Source organism: Streptomyces venezuelae (assembly GCF_008642275.1).
Lineage (GTDB): Bacteria > Actinomycetota > Actinomycetes > Streptomycetales > Streptomycetaceae > Streptomyces > Streptomyces venezuelae_E.
In genome coordinates this window covers 1,259,970-1,275,120 of the sequence record NZ_CP029189.1, presented here as the reverse complement: position 1 = coordinate 1,275,120, position 15,151 = coordinate 1,259,970, and the positions used below count along the sequence as shown (strand labels likewise).

Annotated in this window: 14 protein-coding genes; 6 read left to right on the top strand and 8 right to left on the bottom strand. The window is 73.7% G+C overall.

Annotation, left to right across the window (positions count from 1 at the left end):
* Positions 1 to 202 precede the first annotated feature (202 nt).
* Both DEJ51_RS05010 and fxsA read left to right on the top strand, forming a co-directional pair.
* Entirely contained in the window at positions 203 to 1,027 is an 825-nt protein-coding gene (locus DEJ51_RS05010) for a polyprenol monophosphomannose synthase (RefSeq protein WP_150256494.1), read from the top strand.
* Between the two features lie 77 nt (positions 1,028 to 1,104).
* On the top strand, positions 1,105 to 1,677 hold the full coding sequence (gene fxsA / locus DEJ51_RS05005) for an FxsA family membrane protein (protein ID WP_150256493.1): 573 nt from the start codon (positions 1,105 to 1,107) through the stop codon (positions 1,675 to 1,677).
* Positions 1,678 to 1,785: 108 nt separating this feature from the next.
* On the opposite strand, the gene DEJ51_RS05000 is transcribed toward fxsA, so the two are convergent.
* The 3 genes from DEJ51_RS05000 to DEJ51_RS04990 form a co-directional block, all read right to left on the bottom strand.
* A complete protein-coding gene (locus DEJ51_RS05000; RefSeq protein ID WP_007262928.1) occupies positions 1,786 to 2,160 on the bottom strand; it encodes an RNA polymerase-binding protein RbpA in 375 nt (124 codons plus the stop codon).
* A gap of 313 nt (positions 2,161 to 2,473) precedes the next feature.
* On the bottom strand, positions 2,474 to 3,874 hold the full coding sequence (locus DEJ51_RS04995; RefSeq protein WP_150256492.1) for an MFS transporter: 1,401 nt from the start codon (positions 3,872 to 3,874) through the stop codon (positions 2,474 to 2,476).
* 67 nt (positions 3,875 to 3,941) lie between these two features.
* Entirely contained in the window at positions 3,942 to 4,712 is a 771-nt protein-coding gene (locus DEJ51_RS04990) for a glycerophosphodiester phosphodiesterase family protein (RefSeq protein WP_150256491.1), read from the bottom strand.
* Between the two features lie 225 nt (positions 4,713 to 4,937).
* Here DEJ51_RS04990 and DEJ51_RS04985 point away from each other — a divergent pair, with 225 nt between their 5' ends.
* Entirely contained in the window at positions 4,938 to 6,440 is a 1,503-nt protein-coding gene (locus tag DEJ51_RS04985; RefSeq protein WP_150256490.1) for a PLP-dependent aminotransferase family protein, read from the top strand.
* 51 nt (positions 6,441 to 6,491) lie between these two features.
* Here the strand turns inward: DEJ51_RS04985 and DEJ51_RS04980 are convergent, their stop codons facing one another.
* Both DEJ51_RS04980 and DEJ51_RS04975 read right to left on the bottom strand, forming a co-directional pair.
* On the bottom strand, positions 6,492 to 8,114 hold the full coding sequence (locus tag DEJ51_RS04980; protein ID WP_150256489.1) for an ATP-binding protein: 1,623 nt from the start codon (positions 8,112 to 8,114) through the stop codon (positions 6,492 to 6,494).
* 69 nt (positions 8,115 to 8,183) lie between these two features.
* Positions 8,184 to 8,378, bottom strand: a complete 195-nt coding sequence (locus DEJ51_RS04975; protein WP_030031218.1) for a hypothetical protein — start codon at positions 8,376 to 8,378, stop codon at positions 8,184 to 8,186.
* Between the two features lie 330 nt (positions 8,379 to 8,708).
* Between DEJ51_RS04975 and DEJ51_RS04970 the strand changes: the two genes are divergently transcribed.
* Both DEJ51_RS04970 and DEJ51_RS04965 read left to right on the top strand, forming a co-directional pair.
* A complete protein-coding gene (locus DEJ51_RS04970; protein ID WP_150256487.1) occupies positions 8,709 to 9,131 on the top strand; it encodes an ankyrin repeat domain-containing protein in 423 nt (140 codons plus the stop codon).
* 334 nt (positions 9,132 to 9,465) lie between these two features.
* Positions 9,466 to 10,863: a HEAT repeat domain-containing protein gene (locus DEJ51_RS04965; RefSeq protein ID WP_150256485.1), complete on the top strand. Its 1,398-nt coding sequence runs from the start codon at positions 9,466 to 9,468 to the stop codon at positions 10,861 to 10,863.
* Positions 10,864 to 11,131: 268 nt separating this feature from the next.
* On the opposite strand, the gene DEJ51_RS04960 is transcribed toward DEJ51_RS04965, so the two are convergent.
* From DEJ51_RS04960 to DEJ51_RS04950, 3 genes are read right to left on the bottom strand one after another with little or no spacing between them, the layout of a single operon-like run.
* Complete coding sequence (locus tag DEJ51_RS04960) at positions 11,132 to 12,001, bottom strand: biotin-dependent carboxyltransferase family protein (protein WP_223835675.1); 870 nt, start codon at positions 11,999 to 12,001, stop codon at positions 11,132 to 11,134.
* A complete protein-coding gene (locus tag DEJ51_RS04955; protein ID WP_150256483.1) occupies positions 11,994 to 12,620 on the bottom strand; it encodes a 5-oxoprolinase subunit B family protein in 627 nt (208 codons plus the stop codon). The genes DEJ51_RS04960 and DEJ51_RS04955 overlap by 8 nt, the downstream gene beginning before the upstream one ends.
* Positions 12,617 to 13,384, bottom strand: a complete 768-nt coding sequence (locus DEJ51_RS04950) for a LamB/YcsF family protein (RefSeq protein ID WP_150261705.1) — start codon at positions 13,382 to 13,384, stop codon at positions 12,617 to 12,619. Before DEJ51_RS04950 ends, DEJ51_RS04955 begins: the two co-directional genes overlap by 4 nt.
* 150 nt (positions 13,385 to 13,534) lie before the next feature.
* Here DEJ51_RS04950 and DEJ51_RS04945 point away from each other — a divergent pair, with 150 nt between their 5' ends.
* Complete coding sequence (locus DEJ51_RS04945) at positions 13,535 to 15,040, top strand: hypothetical protein (RefSeq protein WP_223835674.1); 1,506 nt, start codon at positions 13,535 to 13,537, stop codon at positions 15,038 to 15,040.
* Positions 15,041 to 15,151 lie beyond the last annotated feature (111 nt).

Below are 15,151 nucleotides of genomic sequence, written 5' to 3'. Positions count from 1 at the left end.
CGCGCCTCGGGGGCGAGGGAAGGTTTCGCCGGGCGGCGGGTGGCCCCACGTCGGGGTCCGCGGTCCAGTAGACAACGGTCACGGCGGCCCGCAGCCAGCGGGCGTCCGACCGGCCCGAAGGACCGCGGGCCCCGACCACTGTTCTAAAGTCATCCTCTGCGACCAGACGTACAGGACGTGCAGCAGCACAAAAGGGGACCCAGTGAGCGACGGCGGACAGCGGACCTACGGACCGCTCGGTACGGCCTTGGTGATCATTCCGACCTACAACGAGGCGGAGAACATCGGGCTGATCGTCGGGCGTGTGCGCGCGGCCGTGCCCGAGGCCCACATCCTCGTCGCGGACGACAACAGCCCGGACGGCACCGGCAAGCTCGCCGACGAGCTGGCGGCCGGCGACGACCACGTCCACGTGCTGCACCGCAAGGGCAAGGAGGGGCTGGGGGCCGCCTATCTGGCGGGCTTCGTCTGGGCCCTGGAGCAGGGGTACGGGGTGATCGTCGAGATGGACGCCGACGGCTCCCACCAGCCCGAGGAGCTGCCCCGGCTGCTGACGGCGCTGGCCGGCGCGGACCTGGTCCTGGGCTCCCGCTGGGTGCCCGGCGGGCGGGTGGTGAACTGGCCGAAGAGCCGTGAGTTCATCTCGCGCGGCGGTTCGACGTACTCCCGGCTGATGCTGAACCTCCCGATGCGGGACGTGACCGGCGGCTACCGGGCCTTCCGCCGGGAGACCCTGGAGGGGCTGGGGCTGGACGAGGTGGCCTCGGCGGGCTACTGCTTCCAGGTCGACCTGGCGCGCAGGGCCGTGCAGAAGGGCTTCCGCGTGGTGGAGGTCCCGATCACGTTCGTCGAGCGTGAGTTCGGCGACAGCAAGATGAGCAAGGACATCCTGGTCGAGGCGCTGTGGCGGGTCACCCAGTGGGGCATCAAGGCGCAGGCCTCCAAGCTGCTGGGCAAGGATGGCGGTCAGGGCGGCGGCAAGGGCGGCGAGGGCGGCAGGGGCACCGAGCCGGGCAGCGGGGCCTGACGTCCGGACGGCCCTTAGGGGATGTCCGGTACCTCCGGCTGAGGCAGCTTTTATGCGCCCCCAGGCACACTGGTGGTATGACGACCGGCATTTCCACGGCGCCCCGGCGGCGCTCGCCCGCCCGCACGTTCCTGCCCCTGGCCATCGCCGCCTGGCTGATCCTGGAGATCTGGCTGCTCACCGTGGTCGCGGACGTGGCCGGCGGGCTCGCCGTGGCCGCGCTGCTCGCGGGCGGCATCGTCCTGGGCGCGGTGGTCATCAAGCGGGCCGGCCGGCGTGCCTTCAGGAACCTGGCGAGCACCTTCCAGCAGGCCCAGCAGGGACAGCAGCCCACGCCGCAGCAGCCCGGCCAGGGCAACGGCCTCACGATGCTGGCGGGCCTGCTCCTGATGCTGCCCGGCCTGATCTCCGACGTGGCGGGTCTGGTCCTGCTGCTGCCGCCCGTTCGGGCCTGGATCGGCCGCAGGGCGACACGTTCGATCGAGCGGAAGATGGCCTCGGCCCCCGCCGGCAGCTTCGGTGACGCCTTCCAGCAGGCCCGCATCCACTACCCCGACGGCAAGGTCGTCCAGGGCGAGGTCGTCCGCGAGGACAGCCCGGCGCGGCCGGACGGTCCGGATGCCGCGTACCGCCCGCCGCTGACCCCGTAGGCCGCATGACCCGGTAGCCGCACCGCACGAGCCGAAAAGCCTAAAAGCCGAGGGGCCCCGCCACACAGTGTGTGGCGGGGCCCCTCGGCTTGTGTATCCGTCCGGCTGTCAGGCGGACTTGCGGCTGTCCCGCGGATGCACGGCAATGTTCATGGCGCCGGAACGCAGGACCGCGAGCCTTTCGGCCAGCACTTCCTCCAGCTCCTCGCGGGTGCGTCGCTCCATGAGCATGTCCCAGTGCGTTCGCGCGGGCTTGCCCTTCTTCTCTTCGGGCCCATCCCCGTCCACCAGGAGTGCCATGGCGCCGCACGCCTTGCACTCCCACTCCGGCGGAATTTCTGCCTCAACCGAGAACGGCATCTCAAATCGATGTCCGTTCTGGCATGCGTACTCCACCGCCTGGCGCGGGGCCAGATCGATGCCGCGGTCCGTCTCGTAGCTGGTAACCACGAGGCGCGTACCGCGGAGAGCTCGCTCACTCATGAATCGTGCCTCCCGGGCTTGTCGCCCACAGGACAGGTGTCGCTGTCGTCGTCATCCGGTCAACGTCCGGTCGGCGGTATAGATTCCCGCTCCGGGTCGTGCGTCGCCCGTCGTGCCGCCCCTTGTTGTACCCACCAGTGCCCGTTTTGTCACATCTGGCAGCAGATGTCACCCAACGTCCACGCATTTTGAGCGCGCAGTAACGGTCCGCCTGGCAGGCCAAAGGCGTACACTACCGGCCCTTTGCTTCAACGTCTAAATTCGTTCGGAATTCGTTCGTGGATCCGGTCGGAGCGCACGCGCGTACCCACGCTCAGATCCGCTCCGGTACAGGATTGCCTGCCGCTTCCACCGCGCGCCGCACCGGCACTCGCGCCAGGAGCACGAATCCCAGTGCGAAGAAGACCACCAGCGAGATGATCGCGTCCCGGTAGCTGCCCGTGAGCTGGTACGTCAGGCCGAACACCAGCGGCCCCACCCAGCTCAGCCCCCGGTCGCTCATCTCGTACGCCGAGAAGTACTCGGCCTCCTTGCCCGCCGGAACCAGGTGCGAGAACAGCGAGCGCGACAAGGCCTGGCTGCCTCCCAGCACCAGCCCGATCATCGCGGCCAGCGCGAAGAACCACACCGGGGTCCGGGCCGGCAGGAAGTATCCGGCCGCCAGCGTCACCGCCCACGCGGCCAGCGAGCCCAGGATCGTCCGCTTGGCTCCGTAGATCCGGGCGAGACGGCCCATGCCCAGGGCGCCCGCCACCGCGAGGACCTGCACCAACAGCACCGCCCCGATCAGGGTGGACTGCTCCAGCTTCAGCTCCTCCGAGCCGTAGATCGACGCCTGGGAGATCACGGTCTGCACGCCGTCGTTGTAGATCAGGTACGCCAGCAGGAACGACAGGGTCAGCGGGTAGCGCCGCATGTCCTTCAAGGTGGCGACGAGCTGCTTCCAGCCGCTGACGGCCGGAGCCGCCCCCGGCTCGCGCACCACGGCCCGGTCCCGCAGCCGGCGCAGCGGGATCAGCGCGAAGGCTCCCCACCACAGACCCGCGGAGGCCAGGCAGATCCGGATCGCCATGCCCTCGGAGAGGCCGAACGATTCGTGCCCCATGTAGAGCACCAGGTTCACCACCAGCATCACCGAGCCGGCCGTGTAGCCGAAGGCCCAGCCCCGCGAGGAGACGGTGTCCCGCTCGTCGGGGGTGGAGATCTGTGGCAGGTAGGCGTTGTAGAGCACCATCGAGACCGACAGGGAGGCGTTCGCCACGACGAGCAGCAGGCCGCCCAGCAGATAGCGCTCACCGCCGAGGAAGAACATTCCGGCGGTCGCCGCGGCACCCGTGTACGCGGCCGCCGCCAGCATCGGCTTCTTGCGCCCGGTCCGGTCCGCGACCGCCCCCACCAGCGGCATCAGCAGGACGGCCAGGATCACCGAGGCCGAGACGGAGTAGGCGAAGAAGGACCCGGCGCGCACCGGGACGCCCAGCGGGTGGACGAAGCCCTCGGCGTCGGCGGCGGACTTGGCCACCGCGGTCAGGTAGGGCCCGAGGAACACGGTCAGCACGCTCGCCGAGTAGACCGAGACGGCGAAGTCGTAGAAGTACCAGCCCCGCTGCTCGCGCTTGCGCTCGGCGGCCGACGCGGCCGCGACGGCCGTGGCTCTGCCGTCGTCCGCCCCGGGTTCCGCTTCTTCGGTCCTGCTGCTCTCTTCCGCACTCATGCGGTGTCCCCCTCGCTGGTCCCGTGCCGCAACGGCATTCCGGCCCGGGCAGGGGGCGAAGGGCGAGTCAGGCCCAGGCCCCGCGCCGGTCCAGCACCGTGCGCAAGATGTCGATCCGGTCGGTCATGATGCCATCGACACCCAGGTCGAGGAGAGCCTCCATTCGTTCCGGTTCGTTCACGGTCCAGACGTGCACCTGGAGTCCCCGCTCGTGCGCGGTCCGTACGAACCGGCGGTCGACCACACGGATGCCGGCCTGGGTCTCCGGAACCTGCGCGGCCACCGCACCCACACGCAGCGCCGCGGGAATCGCGTACGAGCGCAGCCGCAGGCCGACCACCCCGCGCACGCCGTAGGAGGTCGCCAGCCGGGGCCCGGCGATCTTCTGGGCGCGGGCCACCCGGCTCTCTGAGAAGGAGCTCACGCACACCCGGTCCCAGATCCCGGCCCGGGCGATCAGGTTGACCAGCGGGTGCAGGGCCGACTCGGCCTTGATGTCGATGTTCCAGCGGGCGTCCGGGAACTCCTCCAGCAGCTCCTCGAAGAGCGGCAGCGGTTCGGTGCCCCCCACCCGGGCCTCACGGATCCGCTTCCACGGCAGCTCGGCGATCCGCCCCTGGCCGTCGGTGACCCGGTCCAGCGTGGAGTCGTGGAAGGCCACGAGTTTCCCGTCCACCGTGGCGTGCACGTCGGTCTCGAAGTACCGGTAGCCCGCTTCGGCGGCCCGGCGGAAGGCGGCGGCGGTGTTCTCCAGCCCGTCCGCGGCACCGCCCCGGTGCGCGAAGGGGATCGGAGCCGGGTGGTCCAGATACGGATGGCGAAGGCGTACGTGCGTCACGGCGGCAGTATGCCTCCTGTTACCCGTGGGGAGGGTGCGGCCCGGTGGCTGCGTGGTGAACGGCGTGCCGCCGCAGCCGTGCGGACCCCGCCGGCGGGCGTTCGGGTGCCCCTGCCACTGGTCCGAGTGGACCGCGGCATGACAGGGTGTGGGGGCGGAAGCAGATCCAATACCGGCCGCGCCCGGGCCGGGCGAGGCCAATTCGACGAAGGTGGACCGGACAGCATGGCCGAATGGACCTCGGCGGTCGGTGCCGCACAGCTCGCCCGCCTCATCACCTCCCAGCAGGAGCGGCCCAGCGTCCCCGGGGCGCGCAAGCCGCCCGCCTACCGGACCCTCGCCGACGGCATCCGCCTGCTCGTCCTGGAGGGCCGCGTCCCCGTCGCCGCCCGGCTGCCCGCCGAGCGCGAACTGGCCGTCGCCCTCTCCCTCAGCCGCACCACCGTCGCCGCCGCCTACGAGGCCCTGCGGGGCGAGGGGTTCCTGGAGTCCCGCCGCGGCGCCGGCAGCTGGACCTCCGTCCCCGCCGGGAACCCCCTGCCCGCCCGGGGCCTCGAACCGCTGCCGCCCGAGTCCCTCGGCTCGATGATCGACCTCGGCTGCGCCGCGCTCCCGGCCCCCGAACCGTGGCTGACCAAGGCCGTCCAGGGCGCCCTGGAGGAGCTGCCGCCGTACGCGCACACCCACGGGGACTACCCGGCGGGCCTGCCCGCGCTGCGCGGGATGCTCGCCGACCGCTACACCGAGCAGGGCATTCCGACCATGCCCGAGCAGATCATGGTCACCACCGGGGCGATGGGCGCCATCGACGCCATCTGCAGTCTCTTCGCCGGGCGCGGGGAGCGGATCGCCGTCGAGTCCCCCTCCTACGCCAACATCCTCCAGCTGATGCGCGCCGCCGGGGCCCGCCTCGTGCCCGTCGCCATGGCCGGCGGCCTCGGCGGCTGGGACATGGACGTGTGGCGCCAGGTGCTGCGCGATTCGGCCCCCCGCCTCGCGTACGTGGTCGCCGACTTCCACAACCCGACCGGGGCCCTGGCCTCCGACGAGCAGCGCCGCGCGATGGTGGAGGCCGCCCGTTCGGCCGGCACGGTCCTCGTCGCCGACGAGACGATGGTGGAGCTCCAGCTGGACCCGGAGCTGGAGATGCCCCGGCCGGTCTGCTCCTTCGACCCGGCCGGCAGCACGGTCGTCACGGTCGGCTCCGCCAGCAAGGCGTTCTGGGCGGGCATGCGGATCGGCTGGGTCCGCGCGGCCCCCGACGTGATCCGCAGCCTGGTGGCCGCCCGTGCCTACGCGGACCTGGGCACGCCCGTGCTGGAGCAGCTCGCGGTGAACTGGCTGATGCGCTCCGGGGGCTGGCAGGAGGCCGTCGGGATCCGCCGCGAGCAGGCCCGGGAGAACCGTGACGCGCTGGTCGCGGCGGTCCGCCGGGAGCTGCCGGACTGGGAGTTCGAGGTGCCGCAGGGCGGGCTGACCTTGTGGGCCCGCGCGGGCGGGCTCTCCGGCTCGCGGCTGGCCGAGGTGGGGGAGCGGGTCGGCGTACGGGTCCCCTCGGGGCCGAGGTTCGGCGTGGACGGGGCCTTCGAGGGGTACGTGCGGCTGCCGTTCACCGTCGGCGGGCCGGTGGCCGAGGAGGCGGCCTCCCGGCTGGCGGCGGCGGCCCGGCTGGTCGGCACGGGCGCGGGCGGCAGCGGGGCGGAGCCGCCGCGCACGTTCGTGGCCTAGCAGCCCGCTTCGGCGCCGGATCCCCGGCCCGGCCCGGCCCGGCCTGTGAGGCTACGGCGTCTCGGCCCGGACCTCCGGGAACTCCGGTGCGTCGAGGGCCGCGCCCTGCGCCTGTAGCGGCTTGGCGAGGGTGAGGCCGCCGCGGCCGCCGCCCGGGCCCGGCTGTCGCTCCGGCAGCAGTTCCAGCACGGCCTGGCGGTACGCGGGGTGCGTGGCCTCGTCGTACGGGTCCGGGGTGGCGGGCACCTGGAGCCGGTGGACGGGCCCGGTGCCGAGCCGGGCGTAGCCGCGCCCCGGCGGCACCTGGGCCGTCGGGGTGGTGTGCGGCGGCAGCCCCAGGACGTCGGCGACCTGCTGGACGGTGGCGGGCCCGAGCACGACGCGGGCGCGGGTGTGCTGCCAGACGGCGTCGTGCAGCAGTTCCAGGTGCCCGAACTGCTCGGCGACCACCACGGTGACGTGCGCGGGCCGTCCGTGCCGCAGGGGCACCTGCAGCTGGGCCAGCGGGTCGGGGCCGCCCTCGGCGACCGAGAGGTGGGCCAGCACGCTGGGCTGGTCCAGCAGGATCCACAGGGGCCGCCGGGTGTCCTCGGGCGCGGGCCTCGCGGCCTCCCGGGCCCGGTGGGTGGCGATGAGCCGCCGTTCGGTCTCCTGCGCGGCCCATTCCAGCGTGGCCTGCGCGCCGGTCGGCCCGCACTCCACGGCGAGGACGCCGGCCCGGCCGGACAGGCAGGAGTACTCGCCGCTGCCGCTGCCGCCGCCGTCGACGACCAGTACGTCGCCCCCGTGCCGCAGGGCCTGCAGGGCGACGGAGCGCAGCAGGGTGGAGGTGCCGCTGCCGGGCTGGCCGACGGCGAGCAGGTGGGGCTCGCCGGAGCGGGGCCCGGTGCGCCAGATCACCGGCGGCACTTCCCGGGGCTCGTCGCCCTCCAGGACGGGCAGGGTGCGCTGCACCCCGCCGGCGTCGGTGAAGCCGAGCACGGTCTCGCCGGGGGAGGTGACGAACGGCTGGGCGGCGATGCCCGTCGGCAGCGCCGCCAGCACCTTCAGGTCGAGCTGGTTGCCCTCCTCGTCCCAGTCGAAGAGATACTCCCGTCCGCGCCCGGACTTGGCGTGCAGCAGTGTCTCGATCCGGGCCCGCGAGGTGGCCTCGCCGTCGGTGAAGTAGGCCGGGTAGCGGATGTGGAGCCGGGTGATGCGGCCCGCCTCGTCGAACTCGTAGCCGCTGAAGGCCTTGTCCCAGTTTCCGCCGTGGGCGAAGAGCGGACTCGGGTCCTCCGGGATGGAGAAGTACGGCACGAGGGCCTCGTAGAGGGAGCCGAGCCGTTCGGTCTCGGCATCGCTGGGTCCGGTCTTCGCCGGGGTGCGGTCGCGTCCGTGCCAGGCCGCCACCGCCATGAGGGTGATCATGGCGAGGAGGGGGCCCCACGGGACGAGTGCGACCACCAGGACGCAGGCAGCTCCCAGGAACAGCGCGGGACCACGCTTGTCCTTGGGGGTCTGTGACCACCGGCGCCGCCCGGCCGCGGCCAGGATGCGCAGGCCGCGTCCGATGACGAGGAGCGGATGGAGGACGTCCGTGGCACTGTCGGCGGCCGTGCGAGCGAGGTCGCGGCCCCGGGCCAGCGACGTGGTGCCGCTGCTGAGGATGCGGGGAAGTGGGCGCCGGGCCACGGGCGTCTCCTGGAGTTGTGGGTGTGACGGTGTTCCGGGTGCTGCTGGTGTCGCTGGGTGATGGCCGGGCTAGAGCTTGATCCCGCCGAGCAGGCTCGCGAGGCTCGCCGTGCTCGCCGTGATGCTCGGGGCGATGGCGGAGCCGGCGAGGAAGAAACCGAAGAGCGAGCAGACGAACGCGTGGGTCAGCTTCATCCCGTCCTTCTTGAAGAAGAGGAAGCAGATGATGCCGAGCAGGACCACGCCTGAGATGGACAGGACCATGAGGTTTTCTCCTGGTTGGTGGGGACAGTCACCATCAGTTCTTCCAGGCTCACAGGAAGTATCAATGCGACAAAAGGTGCATACGGGTGAATTCCCGGGTTTTTCACTTGACCGGCTCAGCCTGGCTGGCGTGCCCGGCGCGCGGTGGGCCGAAGGTGATCATTGCCGCGGCCCGACCCGGACATGTGCAGGCCAGGGCGCTACTCTGGCGATTCACCCGTACGGACGCAGCGCCGTGCACCCCCCTGCCCGCCCGGCCCCCGGCCGGGCCTCCGACGCCATGACGGCGGGCGGGCCATGTCAGCAGACGAGTGAAAGGCGGTACGAACCATGAGCGAGCGCGCAGCCGAGGGCTCCGGTTCCCAGGACGTCCCCGACGAGGACGTCATCGAGCTGGCCACCAAGATCTTCGATCTCGCCCGGCAGGGTGAGACCGAGGCGCTCACCGCCTACCTGGACGCGGGGGTCCCGGCGAACCTCACCAACGACCGCGGGGACACCCTGGTCATGCTCGCCGCCTACCACGGCCACGCCGACGCCGTGTCGGCCCTGCTGGCCCGGGGCGCCGAAGCGGATCGTGCCAACGACCGCGGCCAGACCCCGCTCGCCGGCGCGGTCTTCAAGGGCGAGGAGGCCGTCATCCGGGCGCTGCTCGCCGGCGGAGCCGACCCGGAGGCCGGGACCCCGTCCGCCGTGGACACGGCGCGCATGTTCGCCAAGGCCGACCTGCTGGAACTTTTCGGAGCCGAGTAGTCCGGTTTTGCCTGGGATCTGGCCGGGCGCGGCCACATCCGGACCTCACAGGTTGGTCACGGCGGCCATAAATGTGGTCGCGGCGCACAAACCGGCTGGGTCATCATGGCGTCGGATTCGATTCGCGAGCACGGGGGACGGGCAGAAGCGGGCGAGACATCACGAATGGTGTGCCGGCCGGCCCGGCCTCCATGGTCACGAAGCACCGACGAGAGTGAGAAGGCAATGGTCTACATCGAGCGGAACATGACGGCGGACGTCCTCACATGCTGTTACGCGGCCCTGTGAATCCCGATTCCCGGTTGCGTCCCCAGCTTGATTTGAGGCCATTCCCATGTTCGAACCAGTCATAGCGCCGAGCGGTACCCTGCTCGGGCTCCTCCAGCGGGGCCGTGGCGACGGCACGCTGCACGCACTCGCGGCACCCAGGGCGGAGGCCCTTGAGGCCCTCAACCAGTGCGTGCTCCGCGACCCGCGCCAGGACTGGCAGGTCGAGAACCGCTCCTTGTACTACGCCCGGCTGTACCTGGACCTCGCCGGTCCCCTGGGCGAGATCGAGGCCCACCTCTTCGGACCCGACGACCTCGTCGACGAGGAGGACCACCGCACGGGCCTCGCCCTGTCCGTCCTGGGCCACCTGGCCTCCTACGGCCGCGACGACGCGCTCATGCTGCTGCGCCGCTACGCCGCCTCCGGGGCGAACTGGGCCTGGGCACTCGACGAACTGGCCCTGCGCGACGACGACGAGGGCCTGCGCTCCCTGGCCCCGGCCGTCCTCGCCCGCTTCCCCGCCACGGCGGAGGGCGGGGCGCGGCTGGCCGCCGCCGTCCGCGACGCCTACGAGCCCCGCCCGTGGTTCCTGTGGGAGGAGACCCCCCAGTACGGGGAGCGCCTGCGCGCCGCCCGCCAGCAGGGCTCCTTCGACCGCTGGCAGCGCCAGATGACCCCGAGCGGCCCCCGCCCCGGCTGGGGCGTCCAGGCCGTCTTCGACTGGGCCGCCGACGGGCTGCGCCGCGGCACCCCGCTGCACGTTCCCGCGGCCCGCTGCCTGGCCGCCGTGGCCCAGCCCGAGGACCGCTCCGCCATCCTCGCGGCCGCCGCCGGCGCCGACGGCGAGGCCGCACGGGCCACCGCCCTGCACCACCTGGTCCTCGCGGAGCCGGACAATCCGGCCGTTCTGGACCTCATCGAAGCCGCCGCCGACGAGCCCGCCGTGGCCGCCTACGAGCGCATGTGCGGCCCTGAGGCCGTCGAACGGGCCCGACGCTGGGTCCACCGCCCCGACGCGCTCGGCGAGGCCGCCGCGGCCACCCTGGCGGCCCGCGGAGGCGCCGAGGACGCGGCCCTGGTCCTGGGCGCCCTGCGCTCCACCGTGCGCGGTGCGGGCCCGGACACCCGGCGCCTGTTCGCCCTGGTGGACGGGGCCGGCCGGCTCGCCATCGGCTGCGCGGCCCCCGTGCTGCGCCACATCTACCGCGAGACCGCCTCGTCCCACCTGCGCGGCCGGGCCGCGAGGGCCCTGGCCAGCACCGACCCCTCCTTCGCGGCGGGCTTCGCCGTCGAATGCCTCTGGGACTGCGAGGAGACCACCCGCGAGGTGGCCGCCCGCCACGCAGAAACGGCCGACGCCCGCGTCGCCCCGCGCCTGCGCCGCCTGGCCGCCGATCCGGCGGAGGAGGAGGACGTCCAGTCGGCCGTCCGCAGCCGCATCGCCCCGGAGTCGGCGGTGTAACCGCCCCGACGGGCCGCCGTACGGTCCGCGCGCGCACGGGTGACGCCCGTGGCCGAAGCAACCCGGGCAGCCCCCGGACCACACGGCCACGGGCGTCGCCGTGTCCGGACCCGTGCGTCCCCGTTCCGCGGGCATCGGCTCCGTGCGCTCCGGTCCCGCGTGCATCGGCTCCGTGCGTCCCGGTTCCGTGGGCATCGGCTCCGTGCGTCCCGGACCCGCGTGCATCGGCCCCGGCCCCCTGTACGTGGCCGATGCCGCCCCGGACGTGTCACCGGGCCCGTACGAACCGCAGCGGCACCCCCGGCCGGGCCTGCGCCGCCGCGTCCAGGGCCGGCCCCGGCGGGACCACGCCCACCACCGGGTAGCCGCCCGTCACCGGGTGATCGGCCAGGAACACCACCGGCAGCCCGTCCGGCGGCACCTGGACCGCGCCCAGCACCATGCCCTCGCTCGGCAGCTCGCCCGCCCGGGCGCGGACCAGCGCGGAGCCCGCCTCCGCGCGCAGGCCGATGCGGTTGGACGACGCCGAGACGCGGAACGCCGAGCGCCACAGCCCGGTGAGGGAGGCCTCGGTGAACCAGTCCGCCCGCGGCCCGAGCCGCAGCGGGAGCAGCAGCTGCGAAGGCGGCCCGGGCAGGCCGCAGGCATCCGCCCCCGGCACCGGATCCGGGCCCGGGAGGCCCACCGGCAGCAGCGCCCCGTCCGACAGGACCGGCGGCCCCAGCCCCGACAGCAGGTCCGTGGAGCGACTGCCCAGGACCGGCGGGGCGGCCAGGCCTCCCCGCACCGCGACGTAGGCGCGCACTCCCGACTCCGCCCGGCCCACCTCCAGCTCCGCCCCGGCCGGGAGCCGGACCGGCGCCCCCCAGGCCACCGGGCGCCCGGAGATCCGTACCGGACAGGGCGCGCCGGTGACCGCCACGGTGGTCGCAGCCAGGGCTCGGAGCCCGACCCCGTCCAGGGTCGTCTCCAGCGCCGCCGCGCCCGGCGCGTTGCCGACGAGCCGGTTGGCCAGCGCGTACGCCGCCGTGTCCAGGGCTCCCGAGCGCGGGACCCCCAGATGCGCGTACCCCGGGCGGCCCCCGTCCTGGACCGTGGTCAGCGCCCCCGGCCGCACCACCAGCAGCCCCTCAGCCACGGCCGCCGCCCTCCTGCGTGAACCGCACCCGGACCCCGGGTGCGAACAGTGCCGCCGGTTCCCGCCGCGGATCCCACAGGACCGCGTCCGTGGAGCCGATCAGCTGCCAGCCGCCGGGGGAGGGGCGCGGGTACACCCCCGCGTACTCCCCGGCGAGCGCCAGCGACCCCGCCGGGACGGCCGTACGGGGCGTCTCGCGGCGGGGGAGGTGGAACCGCTCCGGCAGACCCGTCAGGTAGCCGAAACCCGGCGCGAACCCGCAGAAGGCCACCCGGAACTCGATCGCGCCGACGACCCCCGCGACCTCCCGCGGGGCGACCCCCCACAGCCGGGCCACCTCCACCAGGTCCGGGCCGTCGTACCGGACCGGGACGGTGACCTGCGGCCCCTGGGCCGCAGCGAGCGGCGGCACCTCCCACCGCGCGATCCGGGCACCCAGCGCGGCCGGATCCCGTACGCCGTCCAGCAGCACGGTCCGCGCGGCCGGCACCACGTCCCGTACGGGCCCCAGCTCGCCCGAGTCCCGGCGGCGCAGCAACTCGGCGTGGAGCGCGGCCACCTCGTCCGCCGAGTCCAGTTCGACCAGCAGCGCCGCCCCGCCCACCACGAGGGTCCTCACGCGAAGGCCTCCACGCGGACCCCGGCCGTGCCCAGCGCCTCCCGGACCCGGCGGGCGAGCCCTGCCGCCCCCGGGGTGTCCCCGTGCAGGCACAGCGAGCGGGCGGCCACCCGGACCGGCGACCCGTCGGCCGCCGTCACCGCCCCCTCGGCCGCCATCCGGACGGCCCGCGCCACGACCGCGTCCGCGTCGTGCAGCACGGCGTCCGGCTCGCCGCGCGGCACCAGCGTCCCGGCGGGCGTGTACGCGCGGTCGGCGAAGGCCTCCGGTACGGCGGCCAGCCCGGCCTCCCCGGCGGCGGCCAGGAGCAGCGACCCGGGCAGCCCCAGCACCGGCAGGCCCCCGGTGGCACCGGACCCGGCGGCCAGCCGGACGCCCGCCACCACGGCGGCGGCCTGGGCCGCGTCGTGCACGGTCCGGTTGTAGAGCGCACCGTGCGGTTTCACGTACGACACCCGGGACCCGGCCGCCCGCGCGAACACCTCCAGCGCCCCGATCTGGTAGGCCACCTCGTCGGCGAGCTCGCCGGGCGGCACGTCCATGGAACGCCGCCCGAACCCGGCCAGATCGCGGTACGACACCTGCGCGCCGATCCGCACGCCCCGCTCCGCGGCCAGCTCGCAGACCCGGCGCATGATGGACGGGTCGCCGGCATGGAAGCCGCAGGCCACGTTGGCGCTCGTGACGACGGAGAGCAGCGCCTCGTCGTCGGTGAGGGTCCAGCGCCCGAAGCCCTCGCCGAGATCGGCGTTGAGGTCGATCACGGGAACGGATGCGATCATGGAATCCATGCGCCGAGCGTAGAGCAGGCGCCCGGAACGGACACCGAAGCCGATGCCGGAGCGGATGCCGGGACGATCCGGCCGAACCATGCCGTTTGGGATGTTGTCAGCAACAGGACCTAGTCTTTGTCCGTGACTCTCCCCGCCCCGGCGAAGACCCTTCCGTCCCCGGCGCCGGGCCCGGCCGCCGACGAGGGCCTGGCCCGGCGGCTGCGCGCCCTCGCCTGCACCGCCCCGCTGCACGACCTCGACGTACGCAAGGCCAATCTGGCCGGCGAGTACGGGGTCTACGCGATGGCGGAGGTCGCGCTGGCCGCGATCGACCTGGTCACGCTCAACATGGACTTCGACACGGGCGCCGACCACGAGCAGATAGTGGCCAGGCTGCTGCCGCGCGTCGCGGCCCAGGCCCCCGTCCGCCCGGCGGCCGAGCACGAGCGGGTGGCCCGCTGGGTGCTGGAGAACCTGATCAACGTCGGCAGCGTTGACCGCGGCTTCCGCGCGATCTACGGCACCTTCGGCCCCGACGGCGTCTACGTCCGCCGGGACTACGACTTCAAGCTGATCGAAGAGGTCCCCGGCCACGGCGGCGTGGTCTACCTGCGCACCACCGACGAAGCCGTCAACGTCCTCGTCGGCGCCCTCGACACGGACGTCACCAGCGCCCAGATCGCTGCCGAGGTCAAGCTGGAGGTGCTGATCAGCCGCGGCCGGCTGGCCGACGCCCAGCTCGCCGCCGAGCAGGCCCGCTACCGGACCGTGCAGTACGCCGAGACGCTGCGCCGCACGCTGGACGCGACCCGCCGCAACGTCCGGGCGGTGGACTGGCTGCAGGCCGTGCCCGACATGATCGCCGAGGCCCTGGACCACGTCGCCGACCGCTACCGGCACGAGAACGCGATCCTGACCAACATCCGCAAGGCGCGCGACGAGGCGGAGGAACCGGAGAACAAGCGGCGCGCGGCCGAGCTCGTCGACATCGTCAAGGACTGCATCCGACGGCACACCCAGCTGCAGTCCCGGCTGCTGGACGCCGGCCCGCTGTTCCGCGCCGAACAGGACCGCCAGGCGTTCGCCGCCCCGGCGCCCCGCTCCGGCATCGACCTGTACGGCCAGCTCGTCGCCCCGCTCCTGCCGCTTCCCCTGGAACAGGCGAGCCGGGTGACCACCGCCTTCTTCGCCTCCGGCGCGGGACTGCGCACGCCCGTATCGGTGCGGGTCGCCGACCTCGTCGAGATCCTGCTGACCCCGCCGGTGGAGCGCGAGCACCTCGGTGCGGAGATGCCCGAACCGGACCTCATCGCCACCCCGGACGACAGCCGCTTCAGCGAGGAGCAGCTCGCCGCCGCGACGGAGCTCCTGGACCTTCCGCACGACGCGCCGCGCAGGCTGTCCGGACTCCTCGCGGAGGCCCGCCGCAGCGATCCGGAACTGCCGTACCTGGTGGCCCTGCTGGCCGTCCACGCGGCGAGCCCGGCCGTCGGCACGGCCTACCGGCAGGGGGAGGAGCGGCTCCTCTTCGCGGTGGACGACGGCACGCAGCTCGACGACCCCGAGTTCGGCGGCGCCGACCTCATCGTCGGCACCGCCCTCCTGGACGCCGCCGGCATGGCCGCCGACCGCGCGGAGGCCTCATGACCCGCCGCGCCCTCGCCCCGGCCGGGCCACATCCAGCCCCGCCGGCTCCGGATTCAGCCCCGCCGGCGTTTGAGGCGCGGGGTCTGGGGCGGAGCCCCCGGAAACCCGGCT